This window comes from Terrimicrobium sacchariphilum, assembly GCF_001613545.1.
Taxonomy (GTDB): Bacteria; Verrucomicrobiota; Verrucomicrobiia; order Chthoniobacterales; family Terrimicrobiaceae; genus Terrimicrobium; species Terrimicrobium sacchariphilum.
Genome location: NZ_BDCO01000002.1, coordinates 877,679 through 894,552 on the forward strand (window position 1 = coordinate 877,679; position 16,874 = coordinate 894,552).

16 protein-coding genes are annotated in these 16,874 nt (G+C 64.5%); 11 read left to right on the forward strand and 5 right to left on the reverse strand.

The annotated features are described in order from the left end of the window. The first annotated feature begins 34 nt into the window (after window positions 1–34). The 9 genes from TSACC_RS04515 (at window position 35) to TSACC_RS04555 (ending at window position 8,806) form a co-directional block, all read left to right on the forward strand. Complete coding sequence (locus TSACC_RS04515) at window positions 35–919, forward strand: LysR family transcriptional regulator (RefSeq protein ID WP_075078196.1); 885 nt, start codon at window positions 35–37, stop codon at window positions 917–919. A 162-nt stretch (window positions 920–1,081) separates the two neighbouring features. Next, the gene (locus TSACC_RS04520; RefSeq protein ID WP_075078197.1) at window positions 1,082–1,474 is read left to right on the forward strand and encodes a BlaI/MecI/CopY family transcriptional regulator; all 393 of its coding nucleotides are present in this window, start codon (window positions 1,082–1,084) and stop codon (window positions 1,472–1,474) included. Next, the gene (locus TSACC_RS04525; protein ID WP_169809534.1) at window positions 1,461–4,637 is read left to right on the forward strand and encodes a M56 family metallopeptidase; all 3,177 of its coding nucleotides are present in this window, start codon (window positions 1,461–1,463) and stop codon (window positions 4,635–4,637) included. Before TSACC_RS04520 ends, TSACC_RS04525 begins: the two co-directional genes overlap by 14 nt. Beyond that, window positions 4,634–5,116 carry a hypothetical protein gene (locus TSACC_RS04530; RefSeq protein WP_075078199.1) on the forward strand — a complete coding sequence of 161 codons (483 nt, stop codon included), beginning with the start codon at window positions 4,634–4,636 and terminating at the stop codon, window positions 5,114–5,116. Before TSACC_RS04525 ends, TSACC_RS04530 begins: the two co-directional genes overlap by 4 nt. A gap of 339 nt (window positions 5,117–5,455) precedes the next feature. Beyond that, window positions 5,456–5,797 (forward strand): PLDc N-terminal domain-containing protein, encoded by a 342-nt coding sequence (locus tag TSACC_RS22245; RefSeq protein ID WP_075078200.1) that lies wholly within the window; start codon window positions 5,456–5,458, stop codon window positions 5,795–5,797. 29 nt (window positions 5,798–5,826) lie between these two features. Then, window positions 5,827–6,531 (forward strand): hypothetical protein, encoded by a 705-nt coding sequence (locus TSACC_RS04540; protein WP_153811261.1) that lies wholly within the window; start codon window positions 5,827–5,829, stop codon window positions 6,529–6,531. Between the two features lie 69 nt (window positions 6,532–6,600). Next, window positions 6,601–7,620: a transposase gene (locus TSACC_RS04545; RefSeq protein WP_075078202.1), complete on the forward strand. Its 1,020-nt coding sequence runs from the start codon at window positions 6,601–6,603 to the stop codon at window positions 7,618–7,620. A gap of 27 nt (window positions 7,621–7,647) precedes the next feature. Next, window positions 7,648–8,367 (forward strand): hypothetical protein, encoded by a 720-nt coding sequence (locus tag TSACC_RS04550; protein WP_075078203.1) that lies wholly within the window; start codon window positions 7,648–7,650, stop codon window positions 8,365–8,367. Window positions 8,368–8,434: 67 nt separating this feature from the next. Next, window positions 8,435–8,806 carry a hypothetical protein gene (locus TSACC_RS04555; protein ID WP_075078204.1) on the forward strand — a complete coding sequence of 124 codons (372 nt, stop codon included), beginning with the start codon at window positions 8,435–8,437 and terminating at the stop codon, window positions 8,804–8,806. 210 nt (window positions 8,807–9,016) lie between these two features. Here the strand turns inward: TSACC_RS04555 and TSACC_RS04565 are convergent, their stop codons facing one another. The 3 genes from TSACC_RS04565 to TSACC_RS04575 all read right to left on the reverse strand — a co-directional run bounded on the left by TSACC_RS04565 (window position 9,017) and on the right by TSACC_RS04575 (window position 11,214). Beyond that, the gene (locus tag TSACC_RS04565; protein ID WP_075078206.1) at window positions 9,017–9,598 is read right to left on the reverse strand and encodes a cytochrome b; all 582 of its coding nucleotides are present in this window, start codon (window positions 9,596–9,598) and stop codon (window positions 9,017–9,019) included. Window positions 9,599–9,600: 2 nt separating this feature from the next. Continuing rightward, window positions 9,601–10,692, reverse strand: a complete 1,092-nt coding sequence (locus TSACC_RS04570; RefSeq protein ID WP_075078207.1) for a catalase family peroxidase — start codon at window positions 10,690–10,692, stop codon at window positions 9,601–9,603. Window positions 10,693–10,977: 285 nt separating this feature from the next. Next, entirely contained in the window at window positions 10,978–11,214 is a 237-nt protein-coding gene (locus TSACC_RS04575) for a hypothetical protein (protein ID WP_075078208.1), read from the reverse strand. A gap of 270 nt (window positions 11,215–11,484) precedes the next feature. Between TSACC_RS04575 and TSACC_RS04580 the strand changes: the two genes are divergently transcribed. Beyond that, the gene (locus TSACC_RS04580; RefSeq protein ID WP_075078209.1) at window positions 11,485–14,244 is read left to right on the forward strand and encodes a PAS domain S-box protein; all 2,760 of its coding nucleotides are present in this window, start codon (window positions 11,485–11,487) and stop codon (window positions 14,242–14,244) included. 12 nt (window positions 14,245–14,256) lie between these two features. On the opposite strand, the gene TSACC_RS04585 is transcribed toward TSACC_RS04580, so the two are convergent. Together TSACC_RS04585 and TSACC_RS22335 are read right to left on the reverse strand one after the other, a co-directional pair. Continuing rightward, window positions 14,257–14,775, reverse strand: a complete 519-nt coding sequence (locus tag TSACC_RS04585; protein WP_075078210.1) for a DUF3592 domain-containing protein — start codon at window positions 14,773–14,775, stop codon at window positions 14,257–14,259. Beyond that, window positions 14,775–15,365: a hypothetical protein gene (locus tag TSACC_RS22335; RefSeq protein ID WP_075078211.1), complete on the reverse strand. Its 591-nt coding sequence runs from the start codon at window positions 15,363–15,365 to the stop codon at window positions 14,775–14,777. Before TSACC_RS22335 ends, TSACC_RS04585 begins: the two co-directional genes overlap by 1 nt. 372 nt (window positions 15,366–15,737) lie before the next feature. Here TSACC_RS22335 and TSACC_RS04595 point away from each other — a divergent pair, with 372 nt between their 5' ends. After that, complete coding sequence (locus TSACC_RS04595; protein WP_075078212.1) at window positions 15,738–16,835, forward strand: DNA glycosylase AlkZ-like family protein; 1,098 nt, start codon at window positions 15,738–15,740, stop codon at window positions 16,833–16,835. The last annotated feature ends 39 nt before the right edge of the window (window positions 16,836–16,874 follow it).

A 16,874-nucleotide genomic window follows, 5' to 3' on the forward strand; every position in this document is an offset into this window, starting at 1 on the left:
CATTATCGTTCACTTAAATAGAACGATCATCGACATGGCGTTTTTGAATTATCACCACCTGCGGTACTTCCGCGCGATCGCGACGGAGGGGACTTTGACGAGCGCGGCGGAGCGTCTCAATATTTCGCAATCGGCGCTCAGCATCCAGCTGCGCCAGCTGGAGGAGAGTCTCGGGCAGGCGCTCTTTACGCGGGAGAACAAGTCGCTCGTGCTGACGGAAGCCGGGCGCATCGCGCTGGAGTACGCGGAGTCGATCTTTCGTGCGGGTGAGGAGCTGGTGGCGGTGCTGAATCATGAGACAGGCGGGCAGCGGCGCGTGGTGCGGATCGGCGCTGTGGCGACGCTGTCGCGGAATTTCCAGACGAACCTGCTGCGGCCCCTGGTGGGGCGCGAGGACATCGAGCTCGTGCTGCGCTCGGGCAATCTGCGGGACCTCCTCGCGCAGCTCCGCGCGCACACGCTGGACGCGGTCTTGTCGAATCTCCCGGTGCGTCGCGATGCGGAGACGCCGTGGCACAGCCATCTCATCGATGAGCAGCCGGTGAGCCTGATCGGGCTGCCGACGCGCAAGCGGACGAAGTTTCGTTTCCCCGAGGACCTGAGGCAGACGCCCGTGATCCTGCCGAGTCTGGATAGCAATATCCGCCCCGCCTTTGACCTGATGATGGAGCAGTACGGCATCCGCCCGATCATCGCGGCGGAGGTGGACGACATGGCCATGCTGCGCCTGCTCGCGCGCGAGGGCGCGGGGCTGGCGCTGGTGCCGCCGGTGGTGGTTAATGAGGAACTGCGCACGGGCCTGCTGGTCGAGCGCTGCCAGGTGCCGCAGATCCGCGAGAGCTTTTACGCGATCACACCGTCGCGGCGCTTCCCCAATCCCGTGCTGGCTGAGATTCTAAAGGGTCACGGGCTGGGGTAGGATGTCGCTTTCCTGTCGATGCAGGCTGGCTTGGCTTGGCGAAGATGGCGAGGGCGATGCTGAGAAAAATCCGCTAAGGCTTAGCGGTCGGGCGCTTCATTTTTCCGGCGTATACGACAAATGTAGTGACAGACGTACTACATTTGTCGTATGGCGTGAGGCATGAAGGAAATCCCGAAGATCTCGGATGCGGAGTGGGACGTGATGAATGTCCTGTGGGAGGAGCCAGGGTTGACGGCGGCGCAGGTGGGCGAGCGACTGAGCGGGCGAGGGTGGAAGCTGAACACGGTGCGGACCTTTTTGACGCGGCTGGAGAAGAAGGGGGCGGTGCGTGCGACGGAGGTGCCGGAGGCGCGGGTGTTTTCGGCGGTGCTGAGTCGCGAGGAGTGTATTCATGCGGAGGGGCGGACGTTTGCGCAGAGGTTCTTTCAAGGGGCGACGGGGGCGCTGCTGGTGCATTTCGCAGGGAATACGAAGCTGAGTGACCGGGAGTTGAAGGAACTGGAGGAGATCCTGGAGCGGAAGCGGAAGGAGGGTGGACGTGGCCGCCGCTGACATCCTGGTCGCGCTGTTGCAGGCCTCCTGGCAGGCCTCCGTGGGCATTGTACTGCTGCTGGCGGTGCGGGCGCTGGCGGGGAGATTTGTTTCGGGCTGGTGGCTGTATGTGCTGTGGCTGCTGGTGATGGTGCGGCTGCTGGTGCCGGGAAGCATCCTGCCGGTATCACCTGCTCCGCTGCCGCGGCCTGCCGCGCTGGTGCAGGTGCGGGAACAGATGCAGGCGGAGCCGGTGGAGTTGACCCCGGTGGTGGCGGTGGCCGAGACGGTGACGCAGCGCGGGGGGCAGGAAATCCATGTGAGGACGGAGGTCCGAAAGGCGCGGCCATTGAGCTGGCAGCAGGTGCTGGTGATCGTGTGGGCGTCGGGCGCGGGGCTGCTGGCGATGTATTTCCTCGGCGCGGCGGTGTGGCTCGATCGGCGGATTCGGCGCGGAGAGCGGCCGACCCCTCAGGCGGTCGCGCAATGGTGGGCGGAGTGCCGCGGGCACATCCCGGCGGGGCGGCTGAGGCTGGTGACGAGCGACGCGGTGAAGGCTCCGCTGCTCTTTGGCCTCCTCCGGCCGAGGCTGGTGCTGCCGTGCGGGCAGCTGGACGGTCTTTCCCGCGCGGACTGGGAGCATATCTTTCTGCATGAGCTGATGCATCTCCGCCAACGGGACAACTGGACGAACCTGCTGCCTCTGGCCGCGCTGTGCGTGCATTGGTTCAACCCGCTGGTGTGGCTGAGCCAGAGAGCGATCCGTGCCGACCGCGAGCTGGCCATCGACGAGCGGGTGCTGGGTTTCCTCGGGGAGGAGCGGGGGGAGGATTACGCCCGCACGCTGCTGCGGGTGCTCACGTCGGGCGGGGATTCGCGGCTGCTGCCGGGGGCGATCGGCATCGTGGAAAGCGGGGCGGGGATGAAGCGGAGGTTCCGCCGGATCGTGGAACTGCGCGCGCCGCGTCTCGCCGTGATGGCGCTGGGCGGAGCGGCGCTGTGTGCGCTGGCGCTGGTCGCCTTTGGCCAGGAGGGGAAGCCTGAGGCAAAGGGGAAGCCGGATGAGCAGATCTCGCTCGCCTCGATGCAGGACATCAAGGCGCAAATCCTCGCGGCGGCCCGCGCGGGTGATGCGGTGAAAATCGTGAAGATCCAGGAGGTCGCGGGCGACCGGCAGATGCCCTTCCGGAAGGAGGATGCGAGCGATCTGCTGGAGCAGCTCATGGCGGAAGGGGACGTGCCGACGTTTACCATCCTGCTGGAGACGCTGCGCAAGAGCCATGCGGGGATCGAGTGGCAGCCGGGCGCGGAGGCTCTCACCGGGCTGGTGAAGCGCGACCGGCGGGATTTTCTCGAGGCGCTCTTCAGCCACCGGGTGAAGCTCGATCTGTTCACCCCGGAGGTGATGCAGGCGGCGGGCGCGTCGCAGCCGTGGCTGGAAAAGCGTGTGGCCGAGGTGCGCCAGCAGCGGACGAATGTTGACCTGCTCGTGCAGGCGAGCAAGACCGGCGACATCGCGGAGATGACGCGGCTGCTCGATGCGGGGGTGGACGTGGATGGCGTGGCGTCGGATGATTTCACGCCGCTGACCCGCGCGGCGGTATCGGGTCAGGCGGCGGCGGTGAAGCTGCTGCTGGCGCGCGGCGCTCAGGTGGACAAGCCGCGCCTGCCCGGGTGGGACTACACGGCGATGTGCCTGGCGAAGACGGTGGAGGTGGCGCAACTGCTGAAGGACGCGGGTGCGAATGTGAATGCGACGCTCTTTGGCCGACCCGAGCCGATCGTGACGTATCCTGCGCGGTGGGCGTCGGTCGATGTGGTGCGGTGGTTCCTCGACAACGGCGTGGATGCGAAGACGGCGCACTACGACGATCCCAGCCTGCTCTTCAGCGCAGGCCGCCCAGAGACGGCGGAACTGCTGATCGAACGAGGAGTGCCGGTGAATGCCAGGGAAGAGTCGGGCGAGGCTGCGCTGACCTGGATCCTGCGCTTCGTAAAGAATCCCGCCCAGATCGCAAAGGTGCTGCTGCGGCACGGGGCTGATCCCAACGCGCGATCGCGCGGAGGAGTGGTGCCGCTGATGGTCGCGCCGGATGGGGAAACCGTGGATGCGCTGATCGCCGCCGGAGCGGATATCCTGGCCAAGGATGATCGCGGGGGCAGCGTCTTGCAGTACTTTGGCGGCGAGAAGGCTGATCCCAGCAGGGAAGAGGCCCTGCGCAGGCACGGGCTGGTGCTCACCGATGAGGCGGAGGGCCTCGCCCTGATGGGGCGGGCGATTCTTGGAAACGATGTGGATCAGGTAAAACGCCTGCTGGCGCAGGGGGTGAATCCAGACCGGGAGGTAATCGGATATCAGCAATATCTTGAGTCCTCCAAAATGGAACTGGCGACGAGCTTTGGACGCTTTGAGATCGTGAATGTCATGCGTGCGGCGGGTGGAAAGGATGTCGGCTTGCTCAGCCAGGCGGCTGCGGAGGGCGATATCGCAAAGATAAAGGAGCTGCTGGCCGCAGGGGCGAAAGTTGACGAGACGACGAGCATGGGTGCGACGCCACTTTCCTTTGCCGTGAGGCGCGGTCAGCTTGAGTCTGTGCGTGTGCTGCTCGATGCGGGGGCTGATCCGGCGCACTTTGGCCGGATGGGGTTCACTCCGATGTCGTACGCCGAGTTCATGGTGACTCAATGGGAAAACCAGGGCAGCAATACCGTCCAGCAGACGAATTTGTCCCCGGAGGATGAGAAGGCATTCTGGTCGCAGGCTGTGGCCCTGATGGAGCCGCGCTACCCAAAGGCGGAGCCGGTCGATGCGAGTGGCGATACGGCGCTGACCATGGCCTCGACCTGCGGCAACTTTTTGCCCGTGCATCCGCTACTCCGCCGGGGGGCGAATATCAACCATCAGCGGCCCGATGGAATGACACCGCTGATGATCGCCATCGTGACGAAGCCAAAGAATGCCAGGCGGGATATGGTTACGAGTTATGACCCAAAGACCGGGGAGAAAAAGCAAAGCTCCATCGCGGCGAACTATGTCGGATCGCTCCTCGAAGTGGGAGCGGATGTGACGCTGCGCAACCGCGAGGGCAAGACCGCCCTCGACCTCGCCCGGGAGCGCAATGATGACGAGATCGTCGCGCTGCTCACCGCGCCGCGTGACCCGGCCCCAACCAAAAATCCATGAAGACCGTACCGATCGCCCTCCTGGCACTCTTAGCATTCACCCTGAAGGCAAAGGCTATCACCGCCGATGATCTGGCGTTTTACCTCGGCATATCGAGTTGGAAGACCAGCGTCTTTCTCGAAGCCGGGACCTATGTGCCGGAAATCTACGAGATCCGGGACGGCAAGGTCGACCGGAAGATCCTCGACGGGATGAAGGAATGGGCGGTCAAGGGAGCGCCCGGCCTGACGATCATGCTCGGCCCCGAGGGCCAGGGCTACCGGGTGGTGCTGGCGTATCAGGGGGGCACGACCGTGGGCGGGTCGAGCACCTTCGAGGGGCGGTTTGGCAGCGCGGTCTCGCCAACTCTGCCCGAGAAGATCCGGGAGGGAGAGTACGTCCTCATCGGCGAGCCGAAGGGCCGGATCATGAGAGTGAGTGATGATATATCGGACTACAAAAGAGGATTCCTGCTGCGCATCCGGCTGGTGAAGGAATGAGGCAGCCATGGGACCGGGCTGCCTAAGGCTCTCGCTGGCCGGGAATCCGGCAGGAATGGCGAGGGATCTTTAAGGGAAGCCACCAGACACTTAGACTTCGCCGGGGGCGGCAAGGGCATCCTGGTGCGCCGTCTCCCCGGGGCAGTACGGTCCCGCGAAGCCTCGCCGTAACCCGGCGGCTTCTTTGAAAATCCCGTTCCTGCGGCGCTGTTTATCGCCGCAAGTCGCCCTGCCCGGGCGCTTGCCGACCAGGCACGGGGGCGTGGCATGGCGCAAGAACGCGGGGCTGGTCTTGCAACCTGATTGACGGGTGGGAACGAAAAGTTTAGCTAAGTCGACATGCGGTCGATTCCCATCTTTTACATCGCCTTTCTGATCGGCGTCGCGGCGATCGGCGTCATGGTCGGGACGTCGGTTTTCTCCACGGATGCCTCCCATGGAAATGCGGCAACCTCCGAAATGGTCTCATTGACGATGATGGTGGCGGTGCTCCTCACGGGCGCGGTATCGGCGTTATTCTGGGTCGGTGCGCTGGTGCATCTGCTGTGCAATCGTTCACTGGAGGGCACGGAGCGCATCGCGTGGCTCCTGGTGGTGATCCTGCTCAACGCGCTGGGCGCGGTGCTGTATTTCTTCCTCGCCCCGCTGCCGCCATCGAGCCGGGCGCTCTCGGCGGCGTGAGGGGAGAGCGGAGCTTCACCAGATTTAGGATGCCGCGTTTTTCTCTCGGCGGTCGACTGGCCAGCCTGATGTGTGGAGATATTGCCGTCATGGCCGGTGGAAAATGGTGCCGAGTGTATCTGCTGGCGGGAATTTTCCTGATGGCCGAATGCGTTGCGGGCCAAACCTCGGGAGATTCGCGGCTGGACATCGTCCATGTTGGCGATGGGGTGCAGCGAACGCTGGATGCCTTGGGGGGCATTTATCGGTATCAACCCTTCGAAACAGACCGAACGCCCGCCACGGCGGAAAACGTGGTGGAAGGAGCAGTGTATTTCTTCAAAAGGAAAGTCGGATCGCTGGAGGCGTCCGGCGTGGTGACCTTCGGTGGTGGCAAGGTCACGGCTTTTGCCATCGCGGCCGTATCGCCGGAACTGAACTCCGGACATGTGGGCCGCCTTTTGCGCGAGCTGCATCTTGCCCTCGGCATGCCCGACCGGTTTGGCGTCGTGCAGTGCACCAATCTTAAGGGACCCCGCGATGCCCCGGCTGCGTTCTGGACCAAAGGGGATGTCACTCACGCGGTCGGGTGGATCGCGGAGGCGAACGGGCCGGGCTGGATTGAGTTCAAGTCCATAAAGAAAGGCACGACCGAGGATGAGGCTCCTCTTTTCCCGGTCAACCCGACATCGCCGACGGAACGCGATGCGATCACGGAACGCGGGATGCGTGAGTATCAGGGAGCAGTTCGCTGAGGGAGAATGGAATGATGGGGCCGGTCAGCAAATCTTGACAGCGGGGCGACTGCGCTGCTGAATCGTCGGATGGCACGGCAGTTGCGTATCGAGTACAAGGGGGCGGTTTATCATGTGGTGGCGCGGGGGCGCGATGGGGCGGCGATTTTTCATGATGACACGGACCGGGAGGCGTTTCTGCGCACGGTGGGCGAGGCCTGCGCGCGCGGGGGCTGGCGGGTTTATGCGTATGTGCTGATGGCGAATCATTACCACCTCGTGGTGGAGACGCCGGAGGGGAATCTCTCGACGGGCATGAAGTGGCTGCAAAATGCGTTCACGCGGCGGCTGAACGGGCGTCACGCGGGATGGGGCGAGGTGTTTGGCGACCGCTATCGCGCGATCGTGGTGGAGGCGACGGGCGGAGGTTATCTGGAGTCGCTGGTGGATTTTGTGCATCTGAATCCGGTGCGCTCGGGCGTGGTGAAATCGCGCAAGGATGGCGCACTGGCGGGGTATGCCTGGAGCAGCCTCGCGGCGGGGTATGCGGTGGCGGCGTCGGATCGCCCGGCGTGGCTGGCGGTGGAGGCGGGTTTGCAACGATACGGCCTCGCGGACCGGGCGGCGGACCGGAGGAAATTCGTCGCGCGTACGCAGGCGCTGGCGCGGGAGACGGGCGGCGAGGTGACGGGGCCAAACGACGGCGCGCAGAATACTTTGCATCGCGGCTGGTACTGGGGCAGCCCGGCCTTCCGCGAAAAGCTGCTCAAGCGGCTGGAGAGACCCTCGGCCCGGCTGAAGCCGCGTGCGGCGCAGTCCATACGACCGCGCGACCGGCGCAAGGCGCAGGAATGGCTCGACCTGGCGCGGAAGCACTTTGGCGTGACGGGAGACTTTGCCAAGGCTCCGCGAGCCGCGCGTGTCGCCGCCGCCTGGGCGCTGCATTCCCGCACGAACGAATCGCAAGCCTGGATCGCCGACACGCTCGGCCTGCGCTCCGCTGCGAACGTGAGCCAGCAGGTCCGTAGCGTCGACCAAGGCACCCACGCCGCCCTGGCCGGCGAAAAGCGCTGGCGCTCATGGGAGCGGCTGGTGCGGGCGGGGGCGTAGGTGGTAATGTCTCGGGCAGGTCTCCCAATGAAAATCTCCCTGTGTGTTGCCGTGGCCTTAGGCGCTTTCTGCCTGACGGCTGTGGCTGAGGAATCCGAGACGGCGGTTGGGATCGCGTTGCACCTGATGGCGGATCATTCGAGGAGCTGTCTGGGGATTGAATCCATCCCCCGGTGGGACGAGGAGATTCATGGCAGCGCGGCGATGGCCGAGGCGAGGCAGGGTTGGGCAGCCTTGGGAAAGGTGATGGAGCGGCGGACCGGGTATGTCCTCGAGGACAGGGGGAGTGAGGTGCTGATCCTGCCCAAGGCGGCGCCGGAGGTTCACACTGGGCCGGTGGTGGAGCGTCGCGTCACGCTCGCGTCCTCGCCGGAGAAATGGCGCACCCTCGGCGAAGCCCTGGATGCGATAAAGTTCGACCCGCAGGCGGGTGAAATGAGCCTGTTTCTTGTCGAAACATCCAAGACCTACCTGGCCAGCCATGCCATGAGGCTGAGCCCCGGCATGATGGCGAGCCTCGGGGTGACTCCGGAGCGGATCACGGAGCAAAACGCGGTGCGGCTGGCCGATGTGCTCTTCCTCATCGCCCGAATGGCAGGCGCGACCTGCTGGACCTTTCAGTCCTCGGAGGGGGCTATCATCAACGGCCAAATCCATTACCCCAGAAAACTGGTCGATGGGAGTATTTCGTTCTCGGGTCCGCCTGATCAGGGTGAGGCGGCAGTTTCATCGAAAGATGCTGATTAGTAATTTTTCATTTTGCCATGACGAATCATGTACCATGTACGCAGAGGGATGGGGAGGGGACTGAGCTGTGAAGTCGAAGCATTACGGGCATGCAGCCGTGATTGTGTGTTGCCTGCTCCTTCTTCTCTCCGGTTTTTCGGTACGGGCGGGAGGAAGTATTGCCTGGGAGGATGTGCAGGGACGCCTGAAGGATGCACCGGGGCTGCTGCGGGTGATCGACGAGGCTTTTGAGGTGAATCGCGTGGGCGAGGCGCTGCGGCTCGGGCCGCGCAGCGTGGATGTGATGGAGGGTCGCGCGGAAGTGGGCAAGCGGGTGCCGCCGTATACGTTTTACTGCAAAGTGCGGGGGCACTCGGGCGATTACAACCTGGTGCTCATGCTCGACGAGCAGGGGGAGGGGTGGCAATTCACAGTGCGCGAGCGAGGGCCGCGGGATTGAGGGTGGGTGGTTATTTAGAGAAGCGATGGGCGCTGGAGTGTCTGGAAGCCCGAAATCCCAAAGCCGCCAAGCGCCTGAATGAGGCGTTAGCCATATCGCCCGGCGGAGCGGAGAGGAGTGAAGAGGTCCTGCTTACCCTGCAAAGGCTGGCCTTTTTCCCTACATTAAAAGAAGAGGAATCGATACAACCGTCCATGCTGTCCGCGTAGTTTACTCGGCGGGCTTGGTGTCGGGATCTGCGGCTTTTTGACGGCGGACGGGCCAGAGGGCCATGCGGTCGAGGATGCGGTCGCGGACGATGAGGGTGTGAAAGAGGACCGCGCCGACGTGGGCGAGGATGGTGGCAAAGAGCAGGTAGGCGAGGACGGTGTGGGCGGCGCGCAGGATGGCAAAGAGCATCGGGTGCGCGGGCAGGATGGGCGGGAGGTGGACAGCGCCGAACATCACGATCGGGTAATGCCCGGCCGAGAGCATGCCCCACCCGATGAGCGGCAGGGCGATCATGAGGGCGTAGAGGAGTTTTTCCGAGGAGGAGGCAATACGGCGCTCCAGCGGGGACATGGTGGGAGGGAACGGAGGGAGCTTGGTGAGCTTGCGATTGATGAGGCGGATGATGGCGAGGATGAGGATCGCGATGCCAAGCGGACGGTGGATGGCGACGAGCCAGCGGTAGTCGGCGAGCGAGGAGACCATGGCCACGCCGATGAAGAGCATGGCGAGGATCATCACGGCCATGAGCCAGTGGAGGAGGCGCGACTGGATGGCGAACTGGGTGCGTGGCTTCGTGTCCATGGTTATTTCCCGGTTTCGGCGGTGGTGACCGCGCTGGGTTCCTTGCGCTCGCCTTCGCGGCGGGTGAACGAGACGGAATACGTGGCCGAGCGCGCGCTGAGCAGCGGATCGTCGGAAACGGCAATACCATCGGGCAGGATGGTGGGGTCGAAGTTCATGTCCCGCGCGGGGCTGACGGCCTCGCTCTCGATCTGCTCGACGACGAGCGTGCCCGCGTCGATCTTTGGCCGGTCGTCGGGCCAGGTGATGGTGGCGTCGTTGGTGGGATCGCCGGGCTGGCCGAGGGTAAGGATGAGCCGCCACTTTTGCGGGGCGGCGCGGACGGCGGCGATGAGCCCGTCGAAGAGGTAGTTCTTATCCAGCGTGGCGGGGGCGGTCGCCGGGCTGGGCTGGAAGGGCTGCTCGGGGACCATGGTCCAGCGGACGGGGGTGGGTTTGCCGTCCTTGCCGAGGAAGGTAAAGGCGTTGAGGCCATAGTAGGGGGTATCGGCGAAGCCGGAGGAAATGGGGCGCTGCTGGATGAGCGGCAGGGCGCGGGCCGTGGCGGGATGGGCGGCGACAAAGGCCTGGATCTTTGCGGGGTCGGGTTTGCCGGTGGCGGGATCGGGCGCGAAGGCCACGAGCTGCTCGGCGAACTGCTGGACGTTTTGCACGGGGAAGACGGGGAGGTTGATCATGGCGGTGCGCCATTCCTCGCCGTTCGGGAGTTGAAACTGGACCGCGAGGGCGCGCACGGTGGCCGGGGCATCGGCCACGTAGGGCAGGCCGCCGCCGAACGAAAACCGGCCGAGCACGGGGATGCGCCCGGGCAGGAATACGCCGGACCGGGAGAGGGCGGCGGCATTGCCATTGCTTTCAAAATAGCCGCGAAAGCAGACGCCCTTGGCATGGTTGCGGCGGAAGCCGGGGAAGACGCCGTCGACTTTCTCAAAGGTGTCGATGACCGTTTTTTGCGTGAGGGTGTGCGGGTTGAGCCATCCGGCCCGCCAGGCAAAGAGAGTGACGGCGCCGCCGAGGATGAGGCCGATGACGGCGAGCCGCAGCAGCAGGGCGGGGCGAGTCAGGGTGGGGTCGATGGTGAGGAAAGGTTTCATATCGCAGTTGTTTTCGATAGCCCTTTGGCCGTGGGATCGGACTCGCTTATTGGCTCCTCCTGGAGCGCTGGTCTGTGGATGCGGGATAGATGATTAGTGCGCATTTTCGGATTTGTCGATCTTTGCCTGAGCCCTCCGGAGGGGCGGATGCCCGAGACGATGAGCGTGCCGACGGCGGTGCAGGAACGCTTGTTCATCTGTGCAAGCCGTGTGCTGGATTTCCCGGGAATAAAAAAAGCCCGGCGGATTGCTCGGCCGGGCTCTTTTGTTAAGGATTAGGAAATCCTAGGAATCGGCGGCGGATTTGCCGTTCTGGATGCTCTTGATGGCGGCATCGATCTGCTTGATGGCCTCGACGCGCCAGCCGCCTTTGTTGTGCTCGGCTTCCTTGAGCTGGGCCTTGGCCTGCTCGAGGTAGTTGATGGCGGCGTCCATGTGCGGCTGGTCGGCATGGGCGGGGGCGGTGAAGACGACGAGGAGGGCGGCGAGCGCGAGAGCGCTGCGGGTGAGGGTGGTTTTCATTGTGTGGAGTGAATGGGTGGAATACTGCGCCAGTCTCCGCACCGCGGGACCGGCCAGACCTTTCGGGAATGCCGATTCCACGGGACGTTGACCAACTTGGCTCCTCACTACTCCTGTGGTGCGTTGGCGTCAATGCGATCGTGGGGCGGGGAGGATTATTCCGAGGGGGGGCGAAATCAAAGAATTACCGGCCAGGTCGCGGGAGCCTGGCTCAGGGAAAGTTTGCTTCGGTGAAGGGTTGGGCTAAAGTGGCGTTCCGGAATTGTGCTTATGATGCAATCGGATGTCCCTCAGCTCCCCCCGCGAGGACAGGTCGGGTATTTGCCGGGCGTGCCCGGGTGGCTTGATGTGGGGTCGGACATTGCGATATTCCTGGCGTATCTGGTGATCGCCGGGGGTATCGTGTGTTTCCTGTGGAGGCAGCGAAAGCTAAGCAAGCCGAGCCTGTGGTGGTTGATTGTGGCGTTCCTCGCTCTCAGCGGGTTGACGCATCTGGCGGAGGCCTCGCTGGCGTGGTACCCGTGGCAGGACTACGCGACGGCGATCGAGGCGGGCGCGGCGCTGGTATCGATCCTAACGGTCGTCGCGCTTTACCGGCATCGGTTGTTTCTCAGGAAGATTCCCTCGCTGGAGCGGGTCGAGGAGGAGCGGACGAAGGAACTGGCGGATAGCGAGCTAAGGCATCGACTCTTGATTGAGAGCGTGAAGGATTACGCGCTGATCATGATGGATGCGGAGGGAAATATCACGAGCTGGAACTCCGGGGCGGAGCGGATCAAGGGGTATGCGGCCGCGGAGATCCTGGGGAGGAACTATACGATATTCTATCCCCGGGAGGATGTGGAGCGCGGGGTGCCGCAGCACGAGCTGCAACGGGCGGCGAGGCTGGGCCGGGTGGAAAATGAGGGATGGAGGGTGAGAAAGGACGGGTCGCTCTTTTATGCGAGCGCGATCCTGACGGCGGTGCGCGATGAGGAGGGAAGATTGCAGGGATTCTCCAAGGTGACCCGGGACATCACGGAGAAGAGGGCGGCAGAGCAGAGGCTCCGCGAGCAGCGGGCATTCATGAGCCGCATCCTGGAAAACCTGGCGGACGGGGTGGTGGCGTGCAATGCCGCAGGCGAGCTGACATTCTTTAACCGGGCGGCGAGGGAGTGGCATGGCATCGATGCGCAGAGTATGCCGGCGGGCGAACTGCCGCGTGCCTATGGACTCTACCAGGGAGACGGGGTGACGCCGATGCGTGAGGAGGATGTGCCGCTGCTGCGGGCGTTGCGCGGGGAGAGAGTGCGGGAGGTGGAGATGACGATCAAGACGGAGGGCCAGCCGGAGCGGCACCTGGTGGCCAATGCGGATGCGATCCGGGATGGCGAGGACGGCACGCTGATCGGGGCGGTGGCGGTGATGCATGATTTTACGAGGCAGAGGCAGGCTATCCTGGCCGAGCGGCTGACCGCCGAGCGGCTGCTGCTGGCGACGACTCTGGGCCGCATCGGGGTGTGGGACTGGCTGATCGATTCGCCGCAGGTGGCGATCAATGACGAGATCGCGGAGATTTATGGACTGACCGGAGAGCGGATGATCGCGGTGGAGGAGTTTGCCACCAGCATTCACCCGGAGGATCGCGAGGCGGCGCAGGAAAGGCTGCGGGGGATGTTGAATCGGGAGATCGAGGAGGTGGATCACGGGTGCCGTATCATCCGGCGCACGGATGGCGAGGTGCGGTTCATCCATACCATCGCCAAGGCGATCGCAGATGGTACGGGCCGGGTGAGCCGAGTGATCGGGATGACATTTGACGTGACGAAGGAGCGGGAGCGGGAGCGTGAACTATCGCAAGCGCTGGAGACCCAGCGGGACCTCACGCGGGCGGCTCAGGCCGGGGAGCGGGTGAAGAGCGAGTTTCTGGCCGTGATGAGCCACGAGATCCGCACGCCGATGAATGGCATCCTCGGGTTTGCCGAGATGCTGAAGCGATCCGCGCAACTCTCGGGCGACGAGCGGGTGGCGGTGGAGTCGATCAACTCGAGCGGGCGGTCGCTCCAGCGCATCCTCAATGACGTGCTGGACGTGAGCAGCCTGGGGGCGGGTCAGCTCAATATCGTCTATGGGGACTATTCACCGAGGGAACTGCTCGGGCAGATCGAGACGCTCTTCCGGCCGCAGGCGGAAAAGGCGGGGCTGAAGTTTGCGGTGCAGGTCGCGGATGATGTGCCGGAGCTGGTGAGCGGCGACGAGGTGCGGGTACGGCAGATCTTGCTCAACCTGATCGGCAATGCGCTGAAGTTCACGGCCCGCGGGGGGATCTCGGTCAGCCTGCGGCGGGCGACGGAGGCGGAGATGGAGGTCGTGGTGCGGGATAGCGGCGAGGGCGTTCCGAAGGACCAGAGCGAGCGGATATTTGATGCCTTTCAGCAGTCGGACTCCTCCCTGGCGAGGCGGCATGGCGGCACGGGCCTGGGGCTGTCGATCTCGCGAAGCCTGGCGAGACTGATGGGCGGTGAGATCCTGATGCAGAGCGAGGTGGGTCGGGGATCGAGCTTCTCGCTGCGGCTGCCGCTGCTGGAGTCAGCGAACCCGGCGGGGCCGGAGCCATCGACGCCGAGCCTGGACAGCGGCTTTGCGGCGATCTATCCGCAGAGCATCCTGATCGTCGAGGATGATGCCATCAATCTGCGCCTGATCAAGATGGTGCTCAAGAGGCTGGGCTATGAGGTAGAAACCGCGGGGGACGGGCTGGAGGCCGTGGACTTTTACGAGAGGCGCCGGCCGGATTGCATCCTGATGGACATCCAGATGCCGCGGATGGACGGCATCGAGGCGACGAGGAGGATCCGAAAGCACGAGGCGGAGCAAGGCGTGGCCCCGGCCTTCATCGTCGCGGTAACAGCCAATACCGTGGCGCAGGACCATGATGAGGCGATGCAGGCAGGGGTCTCCGGGTATATGTACAAGCCAATCAATCTCGAGGACCTGGCGGTGCATTTGCGCCAGAGTTTTGAGGAGCGACGGCGGAGAGAGGCAGACTGAGCCGCAGCCTCGTCATGGTCGCGCCGGATCGGTGGGTTCGTTTCCCGGGTGCCCGGGGTCGGTCGGGTCTTTGCTTTCCTTGATGGTCGTCGATGCAACCAGGAAGAGTATCCCCATGACGATAACGACGGCGCCGCACGCGAGGCCAAAGCGGATCGAGGAGTCTGCGTGGTCAAACAGGACGGTCTCGGCCGGGGAGTCGGGATTGTACCGGAGGCGGATGGTGTCGCCTGGGACGAGCTTGGCGAGGTATGTGGCCTGTCCCTTTGAAAGGACGGGGCGGTTCTTTGGCTCCGAGAGGTATTCCACTCCGTCGACTTTCAGGGAGACTCTGGGTTGCTGAGACCTCATCGAATCTTCGCTGCCAAGGGACACGGATATCACGCGAGTAGAGACGACCCGCGCCTCGGCTCCTGGCCAGTGTGCGTGGCGGTCGAGTTCGAGTTTTTGCAGGAGGTGCATCCCACCTATGGCCATACCGAGGAGGATTCCGAAAACGCCTCCGGCGGCAATCATGGCACGCTGGTTCATCAGTGATGGTCGCCCTGCTGATCTGCGGCGATCCAGGTCTGGGCGGTATAGGGATTGCGGATGCTCATGCCGGGGAGCATACCGGGGGCGTGTACCGGGGTGCCGTCTTTGCTGAAGTCGACCGCTGCGGTGGCGTCGGATATTAGCAGATAAATCAGGAGCACGGAATCGGGGTCGCTGGTGTTCGGGATCAGGCCGAAGAAGGCGAACTGATTCGGAGCGAGGAGTGAGCGGCCCATGAGGTGGGCACCCTTGTAGGACGCCTGGCAGGTGGCGTCGTAGACCGAACGGTCCGGAGAGGGGGTTATCTCGGCGTCGAGGCTCAGGTCGCCCTTGGTGAGGCTCTCTCTCTGGCCCGGCGGAACGCTGACGGCAGCCGAGGCGGCGAGTGCGGCTTTCTTCTCTTTGACGAGGGATTGGAGGGCCTCGACGCTCGCGGCGGGCTGCCCGGTGGGATTATGGGCGAGGATAAAGGCCAGCGCCTCCGCGCGGGGGAGGGTGTAGCAATAGGCTCTGAGCGGGATGGCGGTCTGGGCGTGGGCCGGGCTCAAGATCACAAGGAAGAAGGCGAGGAAGCCGGGGATCTTCATGATGCGCGAGAAGCTTAGCTTAGTGCGTGGGACCAAGGCAAGGGAAGGGATGTTCCGAGAGGAGGGCTGAAGGAAAGGAATATGCGCCGATGTGCGCTCTCGCGGGGGGGCGGCTATCAGAATCGCGTGCGCCGGGCGAGACGGGCGGGCGTGGCCGGGGAGCTTCAGCCGGGCGGGGCGCGGGTAATCCATCATGAAGATGGCGACGCGGTCATTGGTGGCGAGGTTGCCGGTGGAGAGGAACTGTTGGTTGCTCTGGGAATCCGGTACCCCCGGGAAAGTTCGTGTTACGTGATCGCTTGGAACCCGGCACGCCTTCGATGGCCGGGAGTCGACAGGAGGTCGGGTTTGGGGCATAGAGGAGGTTTATTTATGGCGCGTGGATTGGTTCCCAGAGAGGTGACGGTGGCGGAGGCTCGCGGGTTTGTGGTGCGGGCGGGAGGACTGGCGGCTCCGTGGGCGTCGGTGGGGGAGGCAATACGACATCTCGGGTATGTGCAGATGGACCCGATCGACGTGTGCGGCAAGATGCATGACCTGATCCTGCGCAATCGCGTGGCGCGGTATCGGCGCGACGGGTTGCTGGAGACGCTATATGCGGCGGGGGAGCGGGAGTTTTTTGAGCATTACATCCCGGGGCGCGGCGTGCTGGTGGCGCTGCCGGTGACGGAGTACCGGTATCTGGCGCGCGCGATGCGGGCGCGGCGGTCGCGCGAGGGATACGGGGGGATGCTGGATGCGGACCAGCGGAGGATGGCGCGGGTGATCCTGCGGCGCATCCGGGATGAAGGACCGCTGGGGACGGGGGCTTTTGCGAATGACGCGCGGTCGGAGACGGGCTGGGGGACGATGGGGACGCTGGCACGGACGACGCTGGACAAGCTCTTCCTCCATGGGCGGCTGATGGTGGCCCGGCGGGAGAATTTTCGCCGGGTCTTTGACCTGACGGAGCGGGTGCTGCCGCGCGAGATCCTGGCGGCGCGGGCGGCCTCGCCGCGCGAGGAGGCGCTGTGGCTCGTGCTGGAGCGGCTGCGGCAGCGGAGGCTGGCTCACCTGAGCCCGGCGCAGCGCGGTCTGGTGGGAAAGCTGATACAGCCTGTGCGTGTCGGGGATCGGATTCTCTACTGCCTGCGGGAGGATGCGGGTTTGCTCGACGGGGCGCTGCCGGAGCCGGGGCCTGTGCTATTAGCTCCGCTGGACCCGGTGGTTTACGACCGGGCGGTGGCGCGGTCGGTATGGAGCTTTGATTATACGTGGGAGGTGTACACGCCGGCGGCGAAGCGGGTGCGCGGGTACTATGCGCTGCCGCTGCTGGCCGGCGGCGAGATCATCGGCCATGTGGACCCGCGCGCGGATCGCGCGGCGGGCGAACTGGTCGCCTCGACGAACGTGGCGGATCGCGCCTTGGTCCTCGCCGCGTTGCGCCCGCTGGCGGCGTTTCTCGGGCTGGCGAAGGTGCGGGTGGCGTAGGGCGGAGTGAGGTCACCCCGGCAGCCCATGCCCGGCAGG